Raw genomic sequence first — 13,042 nt, 5'->3', positions numbered from 1 at the left:
ACGTAATATGGCAACTGATCCTCGTAAAATGCTGGTAACCTGCGCCCTCCCCTATGCCAATGGCTCCATCCATCTTGGCCACATGCTGGAACATATCCAGGCCGATATCTGGGTTCGTTATCAGCGAATGCGCGGTCATCAGGTTCACTTCATCTGTGCCGATGATGCCCACGGCACCCCGATCATGCTCAAAGCGCAACAGATGGGGATCACCCCGGAAGAGATGATTGCGGCCGTTTCCAAAGAGCACCAGACTGATTTCGCCGGTTTCAATATCAGCTTTGACAACTATCACTCCACCCACAGCGACGAGAACCGCGAGCTGGCGGAGCTGATCTACGGCCGTTTGAAAAATGGTGGTTTTATCAAGAGCCGCACCATCTCCCAGCTGTTCGATCCGGAAAAATCGATGTTCCTGCCGGACCGCTTTGTCAAAGGCACCTGCCCCAAGTGCAAATCACCGGAGCAGTACGGTGACAACTGCGACAGCTGCGGCGCCACCTACAGCCCGACCGAGCTGATTGACCCGAAATCCGCAGTTTCCGGCGCCACACCGGTGATGAAGGACTCCGAGCACTTCTTCTTCGATTTGCCGCAATTTGAAAAATGGCTCTCAGAGTGGGTGCGCGGCTCCGGCGCCATTCAGGAAGAGATGGCCAACAAGATGCAGGAATGGTTCGAGAGCGGCCTGCAGCAGTGGGACATCACCCGTGACGCTCCCTATTTCGGTTTCGAAATCCCCGGCGCCCCGGGCAAGTTCTTCTACGTCTGGCTTGATGCCCCCATCGGCTACATGGCCTCCTTCAAGAACCTGTGCGACAAGCGCGGCGACATCGACTTTGACAGCTACTGGAGCAAAGACTCCAGCGCCGAGCTTTACCACTTCATCGGTAAAGATATCGCCTACTTCCACTGCCTGTTCTGGCCATCCATGCTGGAAGGGGCCAACTTCCGCAAGCCGACCAAGGTCAACGTACACGGCTATGTGACCGTCAACGGCGCCAAGATGTCCAAGTCCAAGGGCACCTTCATCAAGGCATCCACCTACCTGAACCACCTGGATCCGGAGTGCCTGCGTTACTACTATGCCGCCAAGCTCAACAGCCGCATCGACGATCTGGACCTGAACCTCGATGACTTCGTGGCTCGCGTCAACGCCGACGTGGTCAACAAGCTGGTCAACCTTGCCTCCCGCAACGCCGGCTTTATCGCCAAGCGTTTCGACGGCAAGCTGGCGGCCACCTGCGCCGAGCCAGAGCTCTACGCCGAATTCGCCAACGCCCGCACCACCATCGCCGAAGCCTATGAGGCACGCGAATTCAGCCGCGCCATCCGCGAAATCATGGCGCTGGCCGACAAAGCCAACCGCTACGTGGATGACAAGGCCCCCTGGGTCATCGCCAAGCAGGAAGGGGCTGACGTCCAATTGCAGGAAGTCTGCTCCGTCGGTATCAACCTGTTCCGCGTGCTGATGGCTTACCTCAAGCCGGTGATGCCGCTGCTGGCCGAACGTGCCGAAGCCTTCCTGGCCGAAACCCTCAGCTGGGATGGCATCGAGATGCCGCTGGTCGATCACACCGTTGCACCGTTCAAGGCCCTCTTCTCCCGCATTGAGCCGGCCAAAATTGAAGCCATGATCGAGGCATCCAAGGAAGATTTGGCCAAGGAGCAGGCACCGAAAGTGACCGGCCCGTTGGCAGACGATCCCATCAGCGAGACCATCAGCTATGACGACTTTGCCAAGATTGACCTGCGCGTCGCGCTAATCAAGAAGGCCGAAGCGGTACCGGAAGCTGAGAAGCTGCTCAAGCTGCAACTGGATATTGGCGGCGAAACCCGTCAGGTGTTTGCCGGCATCAAGTCCGCCTACAACCCGGAAGATCTGGAAGGCAAGCTGACCGTGATGGTGGCCAACCTGGCGCCACGCAAAATGCGTTTCGGCATGTCCGAAGGCATGGTGCTGGCCGCAGGCCCTGGCGGCAAGGACCTCTGGATCCTGGAGCCGCAAGAAGGTGCCCAGCCTGGCATGCGCGTCAAGTAAGCGTATCGCTGACTGCGACCACAGCCAGATAGAGAAGAGAGGCCAAACGGCCTCTCTTTTTATGTCTCGCATTTGTGGCTTGGAGAATTTTTGTAGATGCTGGTCGTGGATAGCTGCCGCAGATTGCGGTCTCGGGGCTATCCACCGCTTGACTTGGCGGGCGATATATTTTGTTCTGAATACCTGATCACCCGACTTGGCATGTCATTCATGTTGTGGCCTGCCTGCATCGCCAGTTTGAGCGCCACCAGCTCCGCCTGCTGGCAGTCCAGTTGACGCAATCGGGCGGTGATCTTTCCCTTCAACTGCGGCCGCAGTTTCGTCTGCTTGTGGGTGCGTCCCTTCTCTGCTCGCAACGCCCGCCGCCATTGACGCCAATCCTGCAACTGGCCGAGTCGCTCCTGCCAGTGAGTCAGAGTGCTCAACCAACCGGGATCCCCACTCCCCAGATCCAGCAACAGTTCCACGCCATAACGGGCCTGCTTGATCTCGAGGCGCAGTCGATGCCAGCGGCGCAACTGTTGCTGACGGGAGCTGGCAGATTTCCCAACGCAGGGAATAGGTTCATCGAGAGCGCTCTGCGCCTCATCAAGGCACAGGGCCAGATGCTGCTGATAGAGGAACGCCAATGCCCGCGTATTCTGCACCTGCACCACCGCCGCGAGCCAGCGGGCCAGTCGCCGTGACAACAGGGGTACGCGACAGGCAGATTTGTGAGTATTGCCCGTGCTGGCAGGCGGCTTGCCAAAACGCTCGGCGTAGACCTGCGCATCCCGCAGCGCCGAAAGCCGCCCGACCGAGCGCAGCAGACGCCGCTCCAGCTCGGGATGATAGGTGAGTGGCCGCCACAGGGCGAGCAGCGCCAGCAAGCGGCGCGCTGCGATACGGTAGCCATGCACGGCCGGTTCACTGGCCTCTTCGCGCACCGCCCGCGCCGCCTCCTGATAACGGGCGACCCAGCTTGTTGCCTGAGTCAGCAACAGACCTTCCTTGTCAGCGTCCATCTCGTCCCCGCACCTTCAGTTGGTGTGAAAGCCCTGACCGGTGGGCGGCAGCGCCTCTCCATACTCCATCCGGGTCACCCGAGCGGTGCGCGGGCCATGCTCCAACCAACCCAGCATCATCTGCACACCCTGCGCAGGGCCGCTGATGAGGATCTCCACCGAGCCATCCTCCAGGTTGTAGGCATGGCCCCGCAAACCCAGTTGCAGCGCCCGCTCACGGGTGAAATAGCGAAATCCCACCCCCTGCACCTGCCCCCACACCCGAATGACAAACGATTGCTCTCCCATTTCTCACACCTTCCGCTTAAGAAAAAATTTCCCGAGACGATAATGTGCCCGACACTCTATCTCTGCAGGATGCAGCTCCATTATGAAAGAAGTTAAATTCCGGTGGGTTGACCGCTATCTCATTCACCTCACCATCAGTGAAAAATTCCATATCGCGTTCTGGTTACCTCTCTTCATCATCGCCTTTCTCAGCTGGTATATGCTGGCGGCCAGCCATCAGCAGGAGATCTCCCTGCGGGTAGCGCAGTTGCAGCAACAGGTCGAAACCACGGCGCAGCTGGTCAGCCAGCAGCCCACTCTGGTATTGCCTGCTGATCTGCGCCTGACCCGGCAAGGCAGCAGCGGGTTGCAGCAGCAAGGGGAGCACTACCTCTTTACCGCACCAGCGGGTCAGGCGGGCTACGTCACCGGTGATCTCGACACGAGCAACCTCTCCATGTGGGAGGGTCAGGGCTCGACCCTGCTCCTGATCGGCGCGCTGGCCGCCCTGATGGCGCTGGTGATCCACTACATGATGACCTTTGTCTCCGGTGCGCTCTACTCCACCAACAAGGCGCTGCAAACCGTGGCGGACGGGGATCTCACCTTCCGTCTCAACTTCTTCCCGGTGCGGGACGAGTTCTCCACCCTGGCGGGCAGCATTGACCGATTTACCGACCGCCAGCACCAGATCGTCAAACTGGTGGAGGAGTCTGCCGAAGCGCTGACCATGGCCGCCGACGAGTTTCGTGACCATGCCCGCGAAGGCGAGAGCATGGCGCGTTCCCAGCGCCAGCACATGGATTCACTGGCCACCGCCATGGAACAGATGTCGGCAGCGATCCACGAAGTAGCACGCAATGCCAACGACACCCTGCAGCAGACCCGCCAGTCGAGCGAAGAGGCGGCCAATGGTGCCCACCGGGTAGCCCGTACCATAGAGGCGATCCGTACCCTGGCCGACGAGATTGGCAACGCCTCCGGCGCGGTCGAGCGTCTGACCCACAACGCCAACCGGATCAACGAGGTGGTCAACGTCATCAACGCCATCTCCCAGCAGACCAACTTGCTGGCCCTTAACGCCGCCATCGAAGCGGCACGGGCCGGTGAGCAGGGTCGCGGCTTTGCAGTGGTAGCGGATGAGGTGCGTACCCTCGCCAGCCGTACCCAGCAGGCAACGGTCGAAATCCAGAAGATGATCGAAGAGCTGCAAGCCGGCACCGGCGCCCTGAACGACATCATGGAGAAAACCGTGGGTCGCGCCGCCAGCAGCCAGCAACTCATCAGCGAGGTGGGGCTCGATATCGAGAAGCTGAGCAACCACAGCGATGCGGTGTTGGAGATGAGTACCCAGATCGCCACTTCCAGCGAGGAGCAGAGCTCGGTGGCCGCCGAGATCACCCACAATCTCGATCAAGTGCGCCATGAGGCGGCGCAGGTGGAGGAGTCTGCAAGCGCCTCGGTGGCTGGCACGCAGGGGCTGAAAGCCACCGCCAGCGAGCTGACCCGGGCACTCAAGGGGATTAAGCTCTGACCGTATGAGGTGTCAGATCAGGGCAGCCCCATCCATTACACAGGGTTGTTTGAGTTTTACCTGCGGGCCACATAGAATGTGGCCCCTTTTCTTTCTACCATCGGCAAACATCCATGAGCGCTTCCATCTATCTCGTCAAAGGCCGCGAAAAATCCCTGCTGCGTCGCCACCCCTGGATCTTCTCCAAGGGGATTGAGCGGGTTCAGGGCAACCCCATTGACGGCGATACCGTCGAGATCTATGCCAACGATGGCAAGTGGCTCGCCCGTGGCGCCTGGTCAGGCAGCTCCCAGATCCGTGCCCGGGTCTGGACCTTCGACAAGGATGAAACCGTCGATCTCGACTTCTTTATTCGTCGTCTCAAATATGCGCAGGAGTCTCGCGATCCGCTGATCAAGCGTCAGGGCCTCACCGGCTATCGCCTCTGCGCCGCCGAATCCGACGGCCTGCCGGGTCTGACCATCGACCGTTATGCCGATTTTCTGGTGTGCCAGATCCTCTCTGCCGGTGCCGAGTTCCAGCGTGAGCTGATAACGCAAGCACTGCGTACCCTCTACCCAGAATGCAGCATCTATGAGCGCTCCGACGTGGCGGTACGCAAGAAGGAAGGGCTGAAAGAGCGCACCGGCGTTATCTATGGCGAGACCCCGAACGAGCCGGTCGTCATCGAGGAGAATGGCGGCGTCAAGATCCTGGTGGATATTCGCAACGGCCACAAAACCGGTTTCTATCTGGATCAGCGGGACAACCGTCAGGCTGCCGCCAAGTACACCGAAGGCAAGCGGGTGCTTAACTGCTTCTGCTACACCGGTGGTTTTGGCGTCTATGCCCTCAAGGGCGGCGCCAAGGAAGTGGTCAACGTCGATCTCTCCCAGAATGCGCTGGATATTGCCCGCCAGAATGCCGAGCTGAACGGGCTGGATACCAGCAACACCCAGTTTGTCCGTCACGACGTGTTCAAGCTGCTGCGGGAATATCGCGAGAAGGGCGAGAAGTTCGATGTCATCGTGCTGGATCCACCCAAGTTCGCCGAGAGCAAGGCCCAGCTGCTGGGTGCCTGCCGTGGCTACAAGGACATCAACATGTTGGCGTTCCAGCTGCTGGCGCCGGGTGGCGTGCTGTTGACCTACTCCTGCTCCGGCCTGATGGAACAGAGCCTGTTCCAGAAGATCGTCGCCGATGCAGCGCTCGATGCCGGTCGCGATGCCCAGATCCTGGAGCTGCTCTCCCAGGCCTCCGATCACCCCATCGGTACCGCCTATCCGGAAGGCTTCTACCTCAAGGGCCTGGTGGTACGCGCCCGCTGATCGGCAACCACCCTCCCCTTGTGATCAATCAGGCCCCTTGCGGGCCTGATTGTTTTGCGTCGCGCCCTATAGGCCTGAGCCTGACGCTCGCCCCGATGACGCGCCCCTCTCTGCTTTATGGGTGTTCTCTCTCCCCCTCTTTCCCTGCCAGCATCCATGTTTTATCTGTTTAAATTTTTTTGCACAATAACTGCACATTCATGATTTAAATCACACCCGTATGGCTCTCTTTTCCGTAGTGTGATCCCGCCTGCGGCAGCCAAGCCTAGGCAACCGTCCCATCAGGATTGATGGACGGTACAACAACAAAAATCGATGTCAGGCCAAGCTGAACATCACAAGGGATCCCGTTATGAATCAATCATTGCCGCTGTTAACGCCGCTGCGGGGTATCGCTGCCCTGATGGTGGTGCTGTTCCATGCCCGCTTGCTGCTCTTTCCCCAGTGGATGGAGTCGATCGCAGGCCACTCCCAGCTCATCGAGAATGGCTACCTCTGGGTCGACCTGTTCTTTATTTTGAGCGGCGTGGTACTGGCCCATGTCTATGGCGAGGCCTTCACCCGCACGCCACGCACCGTAGGCTATGGCCGCTTTCTCTGGTTGCGGCTGACCCGCGTCTACCCCCTCTACCTGGTAACCCTGCTGCTGCTGGTCGGCTGGGAGCTTTACAAAGCGCAGCACGGGGTGGGCTTCTATGCAGGCCCCTTGTTCAAGATGTGGGAGTGGGAAGGGATGCCCCCCTTCGGTTCCCCCTTCACCCCGGCCGAGGCACTGCCGAGCGCCTTCCTGCTGCTGCAGGTGGTGACCGATCACGGGCTGACCTGGAACTTCGCCGCCTGGTCCCTCAGCGTGGAGTGGATCAGTTACCTGCTGTTCCCGCTGCTGATTCCGCTGGCGGTGACCCGCAGTCGCTGGAGCCATCTCGCCCCCCTGCTGGCACTGACGGTGCTGGCCTTTATCGTGCACAGTCGCGGCACCCTGGATGTCACCAGCGGCGCGCTGGCGGTGGGGCGCGGGGTGAGTGAATTTGTGCTCGGCCTCTGGCTGCTGCCGAGGGTCAAGGCTGCGAAAAACTTCCCCATGATGAAGCGGGATCTGCCGCTCTTGATCGCCTTTGTGCTGCCCTTCGCGCTGATGCAGTTCACCATGACGCCACAGCTGACACTGCTGCTGATCGGCTCCTACGTGCTGCTGATCTGGATTGCCGCCTGCCAGGGCGATCGCCAAAGCCCGCTGCTGCGCCTTTTGGATAACCGCTTCACCAACTGGCTGGGGGATCTCTCCTACTCCATCTACCTGCTCCATGCGCTGGTACTGCTCACCGGCTGCGAGCTCATCCACTATCTGGCGCCGGGGCTCACCGAGTGGTGGTATGGCCAGACCAACCCGCTGTTGGGGGTAGTGGCCACCTTGCTGATGCTGGCGGTGCTGATCGGGCTCTCGGCGCTGAGCTACAACCTGCTGGAGCGACCACTGCAACGCCGCCTGCGCCGCTGGGGCAAGTCACGGCAACCGGCGCTGGAGCGGGCCGGATAAGTTAATCTCGCCCTGCCTGGATGAGTTGACGGTTTTATGCCAACTCATCCAGTACCAGTTCATCCAGACTGCTCATCACCCAGGCGCTCGGGTGCTGGCTAAATCCGAGCTTGGGGTAGTACGCCACCGCCTGCGGCGCGGCCAGCAGGATCAGCTTGCAGCCGGGCTGCAATTGCAAAAACGTCTCGCGAATAAGGGCTTTGCCAATCCCCTGCCCCTGCACCGACTCGGCCACCGCCAGATCAGAGAGGTAGCAGCAAAAATGAAAATCGGTCACTGAACGGGCCACACCGACCAAGGTCTCGCCCTGCCAGGCGGTGACCAGCAAATTGGCGTTATCCAGCATGCCCTGCAGGATGGCCGGATGGTCCAGCGGCCGTCTTGCCCCCAACGAGGTCTGCGCCAACAACTCCGCAAACTGTAAAACAGTCACTTTTTTATTAGCGAAGTAGCTAATTGTCATATATAAACAACCTTATTATTAAGTTGCATATGGTATGGAAATATAATTATTGATTGGAGGGGGCTCACTTAAGCTTGGTATGAGATAGAAATAACTTACAATAGTAAATATCATACCGATGATTATGAAAAACTTAATTATTGACATAACTCTAATCTGAGAAAAAAGACGTTCGTCTATTTCATCAAAATCTAAATTAAATTTACTAGATAATGATTTGAATTTCATGTCCACTGCTTTGCGTTGATTTTCCACATCTTTTTTTAAGACATTTAGAGTCATTATTTGATTCCGAACAAGAAACCAAACCATTATTGCAAAAATAAAGCTACCTATAAGAATAGATGTATTGATAATAAAATTATACTCAACGAAGGACTGAGATGACTTCATCTGTGTTGTAGATATAACTGTTGCTATAGGTATACCTAAAACTTGATTTTGAATATCGGTTAGTGCTTTATGTATTTTCTGAGTAAAGTCTACTTTAGCTGCATCTATCTCATCACGTATTTTTTATAGGAAAAATCAGAACTAAAAATGGAATACCCTTCTGATAATTTATTATATAAGTCTCCAAGGTGAGATAACATATAATTGAATCGTTCCAGAAGATCAACACCCTTAGTCATCTCTATGATACAGGTAGAAAATATTGCAAGTTTTTGTTCTCGGTGCAAGTCATGGGTAAAGCTTTCTTTTATTTTATCAAGATAAAACAAATCCAAACCTAATAAATCAGACTGGGAGTAATGTATAGGTATAGAGAACTTGCCTTCATATAAAAAGAGCAGTTCAGATTTATCTTGGTCTAAATACAATGCGGACTCTTTCAAAAGCTCAATTAAACCCAGAACTGACCTATACACCAATATATTATCTGGAGGATTTTCATCACCACTATAGTAATCCTCTGACACAATATAATACTGTCTCGGTTCTTTTATCCTAGCCTTGGTGACTCCTAATAATATATCAATATTATGAGCAAGAACCCCTAACCCAATTCTTGGAGGCGATATAGTCAACTCAATTGAGTCACCTATTTTTATTTCGTCAATATCTATAGGATGCTTTGTATTTAAACCAGAATCGTTTACATTATCTTCACTTAGAAGAAGATTTTTAATGGAAGCTTTTAAAGCTTCCGACTCAATAAAAAGAGAGCCACTAGCGCCATCACTATCGAATGATAGAGCTTTATAAACTTCTTTAAGTTGTTGAAATGTTACTTTACTCATCATCATCAACTTCTGTTTCTGCGCGAAGCTTATCTCTTAATTCTGCAGGTAAGTTTGTGATTGTTAGCGTTTCATCGTCATTGAATCTTATAAGGCCATGGGTGAGCGCACTCCTATTGAACTCTAACTTCCAAGAGGGAGTCTTGCCATAAAACGTAACTAAACGCCTCAAAGATCTTGCATCAGGAATAAAACCATCACTTAGCTTTAAGTCAGGGTCACACAACACTGACAACAGATACTGAGGATCTTCAGGATAAAGCTCATTTGCAAAGACTTGGGCATCAAAAGGAACATCGTCTTTTGACATTCTAAATCCAATATCTTTTGCTCTATTCATGAACACATTTTTACCTTCTGGAGATAAACCCAAATCTCCAACAAAAGATTCTATTGCATCAATTAGCACGTTAGTTGCTACTGCTGCCGCAACTCGACTATTGCAACCTAAAAAATTCTGAAAGTAATCTGAAACGACTCTTTGCCCACGGCCTATTGTGAGCCACCACTATTCCAACTTGACAAATCAATTCTGCCAGCAACACGAAAACCTTTAATATCAAGGTATGTATTATCTGTAACCTCCATATTATTTGTTATCGCAGCACCCAGCTCATCAGTGATGATTGCGACAATAAAGTAGTCATTGCCACTTCTGTTGATATGAGCAAAAAAAACATGCCCACCAGTCGAAGCAGTTCCTTTGACATGATGACATAAGTTATACATCATTTGTCTAGTTGTTTCCTGAAACGATAAGGTGGTAGTCACATAGTATTGCTTCAAGTATCTTTGTATTGGATATTCATCCTCATTATCTTCAAAATGACCATGTGACTTACCAGAGCGTTTTTTATACTCATCTAATATCTGACCAACCAACCTCTCAATAGTAGAGGTTATTTTCAACGGTTCCTCCCTCTCTTTAACACGAAAACTATCACTGCCTTTAATTAGATCATGTAAAGTAACAAACTTAATGTCTACTGGTTTAGCATCCAATTCTTTATTTTTAGTCACTTTAACCTCAAAAATTTCATGTAATAGTTTTATTATTATCAATATTACAACCCTTTCATTACTTGTTAAAGTAACAAAAAATGAAAACGTAGGGTAACTCAAGAAAAATTTCCTCACACATTAGCTCCCCTCATTCACATTAACTTTATCGCAACAAGCTTGTGGGTGAAGCGATAGATAAAAGATGAGCAAAAGCAATGTAAATTCTTTTATGTGAATTCCTGTTCGAACCCCAAGGGGCAAATGTGGCATAATGCCCCGTCCTGTGGCCCTTGGCGGGGCTGCGCTGGCGCACCTTGTCGCCCTTTTCTTCCCCGTCCGGCCTGGCGGTTCTCCATGACTGCCAGTCATCGCTGCCCCTGTTGGCACCGAGGCCACCCATATTTGCGGCTTCTTGTCTTCCAATCTACAAGGCCGCCCATTGACCAAGACGGCTCCACAGAGCCTCTGCTCTGTTTGCAAATAAAAGGGGTAAGTATGTCTTCCATTCGTCTGACCCAATACAGCCACGGCGCTGGCTGCGGCTGCAAAATCTCTCCCAAGGTACTCGACACCATCCTCAAGAGCCAGATCCCGGGCTTCAACGACCCGACCCTGATCGTTGGCAACAGCAGCAAGGATGACGCGGCCGTGGTCGATATCGGCAACGGTCAGGGCATTGTCTCCACCACCGACTTCTTCATGCCCATCGTCGATGACCCCTTCACCTTTGGCCGCATCGCCGCCACCAATGCCATCAGCGATATCTACGCCATGGGCGGCAAGCCTATCGTTGCCATCGCCATCCTCGGCTGGCCCATCAATACCCTGGCGCCGGAAGTAGCCCAGCAGGTGATCGATGGCGGCCGTCAGGTGTGCCATGAAGCGGGTATCTCGCTCGCAGGTGGTCACAGTATCGATGCCCCCGAGCCCATCTTCGGCCTTGCGGTCACCGGTATCGTGCCTCTGGATGCCATCAAACAGAACGACACCGCCAAGGTGGGTGACACCCTCTATCTGACCAAGCCTATCGGTATCGGCATCCTCACCACCGCCCAGAAGAAGGGCAAGCTCAAGCCTGAACACGAGCAGCTAGCTCCCAACGCCATGTGCACCCTCAACAAGATCGGTCAGCGTTTTGCCGAGCTGCCGGGTGTCCACGCCATGACCGACGTCACCGGCTTTGGTCTGGCCGGTCACCTGCTGGAGATGTGTGAAGGCTCTGGCGTCAGCGCCCGCCTCGACTTCAAGGCGCTGCCACTGCTGGACGAGGTGGATTACTACCTCGCCGAGGGTTGCGTACCGGGTGGTACCCTGCGCAACCACGACTCCTACGGCCACAAGCTCGATGCCATGGACGATCGCACCCGCAACATTATGTGTGATCCGCAAACCAGCGGCGGCCTGCTGGTCGCAGTGAGTAAAGAGAGCGAAGCCGAGCTGCTCGCCATCGCGTGCGAAGCTGGCCTTGCGCTCTCGCCCATCGGCCAGATCAAGCCCCTTGAGGGCTCCCGCTTTATCGAGATTGTCCAATGAGTGAATTGCCACTGGCCACGGACTACGCCCAGATTTTTTTAGGCGATGTGCCGTTGATTGATGTGCGCGCACCCATCGAGTTCAAGGAGGGGGCCTTCCCCTGCTCGACCAATCTGCCCTTGATGACAGACGATGAGCGCGCCCAGGTGGGGACCTGCTTCAAGAAGCAGGGTCAGGCCGCCGCCATTGAGCTTGGACACAAGCTGGTGGGGGGAGCAGTACGTGCCGAGCGACTCGAAGGCTGGCTGGCGCAGTTGCGCCAGCAGCCCGATGCAGTGCTCTACTGCTTTCGCGGCGGCCTGCGCTCGCAAACCGTACAACAGTGGCTGGCTGAAGCGGGGGTGACTCGCCCCCGCGTCGCCGGTGGCTACAAGGAGCTGCGCCGTTTTCTGATCGACACCCAGGACAAGGCCTCTGTCGAGTGCCACTGGACTGTGCTGACCGGCATGACCGGATCTGGCAAGACCCACATGCTCGATCAGGTGTCCCAAGCGGTAGATCTTGAGGGGCATGCCCATCACAGGGGCTCCTCTTTTGGTCAGCTGCCCGGCGGCCAGCCCAGCAACATCAACTTTGAAAACAACCTCGCCATCGAACTGCTCAAGCGCCGCCATCAGGGCGAACACGCCTTCGTGGTCGAGGATGAGAGCCGGCTGATCGGCCGCTGCTGCCTGCCCCTCTCCCTCCATGAGTCCATGAGTCAGGCACCGCTGGTGGTGGTGGATGTGCCGCAAATCGATCGGGCCGAGCAGATCCGCGAAGATTACGTGCACGATCTCTGGCTGCGCTATCAAGCCATGTATGGCCAGGAAGCCGGTTGGCCGCTGTTTGCTGCCTACCTCACCGATGCGCTGGCCCGCCTCAAGCGCCGTCTTGGCGATCAGGCCCACCGCGAGCTGGATGCCCTGATGCAGACCGCCCTCACCGAGCAGGAAAAGAGCGGCGATACCGCGCTGCATCTGGCCTGGATCACCTTGCTGCTAACCCGCTACTACGACCCCATGTATCTCTATCAGCTTGGCAACAAGCAGGAGCGCATCGTGTTTCGCGGTGACAAGCAGGCCTGCCTCGACTATTTCGCCGAGCAGCATGCCAACGCGCTGCGCGGCTGAC

At 55.3% G+C, this 13,042-nt stretch carries 12 protein-coding genes; 6 read left to right on the top strand and 6 right to left on the bottom strand.

The window, feature by feature from the left end; translation table 11 throughout:
* Positions 1–7 precede the first annotated feature (7 nt).
* Positions 8–2,041, top strand: coding sequence for a methionine--tRNA ligase (gene metG / locus ACW5W8_RS02435; protein WP_498626239.1), 2,034 nt, complete (start codon positions 8–10; stop codon positions 2,039–2,041).
* A gap of 137 nt (positions 2,042–2,178) precedes the next feature.
* Here the strand turns inward: metG and ACW5W8_RS02430 are convergent, their stop codons facing one another.
* Both ACW5W8_RS02430 and ACW5W8_RS02425 read right to left on the bottom strand, forming a co-directional pair.
* The gene (locus ACW5W8_RS02430) at positions 2,179–3,045 is read right to left on the bottom strand and encodes a CHAD domain-containing protein (RefSeq protein ID WP_498626238.1); all 867 of its coding nucleotides are present in this window, start codon (positions 3,043–3,045) and stop codon (positions 2,179–2,181) included.
* A 15-nt stretch (positions 3,046–3,060) separates the two neighbouring features.
* Positions 3,061–3,333, bottom strand: coding sequence for an acylphosphatase (locus tag ACW5W8_RS02425; RefSeq protein WP_498626237.1), 273 nt, complete (start codon positions 3,331–3,333; stop codon positions 3,061–3,063).
* An 82-nt stretch (positions 3,334–3,415) separates the two neighbouring features.
* Here ACW5W8_RS02425 and ACW5W8_RS02420 point away from each other — a divergent pair, with 82 nt between their 5' ends.
* The 3 genes from ACW5W8_RS02420 to ACW5W8_RS02410 all read left to right on the top strand — a co-directional run bounded on the left by ACW5W8_RS02420 (position 3,416) and on the right by ACW5W8_RS02410 (position 7,690).
* The gene (locus ACW5W8_RS02420) at positions 3,416–4,846 is read left to right on the top strand and encodes a methyl-accepting chemotaxis protein (protein ID WP_498626236.1); all 1,431 of its coding nucleotides are present in this window, start codon (positions 3,416–3,418) and stop codon (positions 4,844–4,846) included.
* A gap of 113 nt (positions 4,847–4,959) precedes the next feature.
* On the top strand, positions 4,960–6,153 hold the full coding sequence (locus tag ACW5W8_RS02415; RefSeq protein ID WP_005336736.1) for a class I SAM-dependent methyltransferase: 1,194 nt from the start codon (positions 4,960–4,962) through the stop codon (positions 6,151–6,153).
* 352 nt (positions 6,154–6,505) lie between these two features.
* Positions 6,506–7,690, top strand: a complete 1,185-nt coding sequence (locus tag ACW5W8_RS02410; protein ID WP_498626235.1) for an acyltransferase family protein — start codon at positions 6,506–6,508, stop codon at positions 7,688–7,690.
* Positions 7,691–7,724: 34 nt separating this feature from the next.
* Here ACW5W8_RS02410 and ACW5W8_RS02405 read toward each other — a convergent pair whose 3' ends face one another.
* From ACW5W8_RS02405 to ACW5W8_RS02390, 4 genes are all read right to left on the bottom strand, one after another.
* On the bottom strand, positions 7,725–8,153 hold the full coding sequence (locus ACW5W8_RS02405) for a GNAT family N-acetyltransferase (RefSeq protein WP_498626234.1): 429 nt from the start codon (positions 8,151–8,153) through the stop codon (positions 7,725–7,727).
* Positions 8,154–8,650: 497 nt separating this feature from the next.
* Positions 8,651–9,400: a hypothetical protein gene (locus tag ACW5W8_RS02400; protein ID WP_498626233.1), complete on the bottom strand. Its 750-nt coding sequence runs from the start codon at positions 9,398–9,400 to the stop codon at positions 8,651–8,653.
* Positions 9,387–9,890, bottom strand: a complete 504-nt coding sequence (locus ACW5W8_RS02395; RefSeq protein ID WP_498626308.1) for a nucleoid-associated protein — start codon at positions 9,888–9,890, stop codon at positions 9,387–9,389. The genes ACW5W8_RS02400 and ACW5W8_RS02395 overlap by 14 nt, the downstream gene beginning before the upstream one ends.
* Positions 9,887–10,516 carry a nucleoid-associated protein gene (locus ACW5W8_RS02390; protein ID WP_498626232.1) on the bottom strand — a complete coding sequence of 210 codons (630 nt, stop codon included), beginning with the start codon at positions 10,514–10,516 and terminating at the stop codon, positions 9,887–9,889. Before ACW5W8_RS02390 ends, ACW5W8_RS02395 begins: the two co-directional genes overlap by 4 nt.
* A gap of 375 nt (positions 10,517–10,891) precedes the next feature.
* Between ACW5W8_RS02390 and selD the strand changes: the two genes are divergently transcribed.
* The gene (gene selD, locus ACW5W8_RS02385) at positions 10,892–11,929 is read left to right on the top strand and encodes a selenide, water dikinase SelD (protein ID WP_498626231.1); all 1,038 of its coding nucleotides are present in this window, start codon (positions 10,892–10,894) and stop codon (positions 11,927–11,929) included.
* Positions 11,926–13,041, top strand: coding sequence for a tRNA 2-selenouridine(34) synthase MnmH (mnmH, locus tag ACW5W8_RS02380; protein WP_498626230.1), 1,116 nt, complete (start codon positions 11,926–11,928; stop codon positions 13,039–13,041). The genes selD and mnmH overlap by 4 nt, the downstream gene beginning before the upstream one ends.
* Position 13,042 lies beyond the last annotated feature (1 nt).

The sequence above is a fragment of the Aeromonas aquatilis genome (assembly GCF_054052405.1).
The sequence above is the reverse complement of the archived record's forward strand: the minus strand, read 5'-3'. Positions and strand labels throughout refer to the sequence as shown.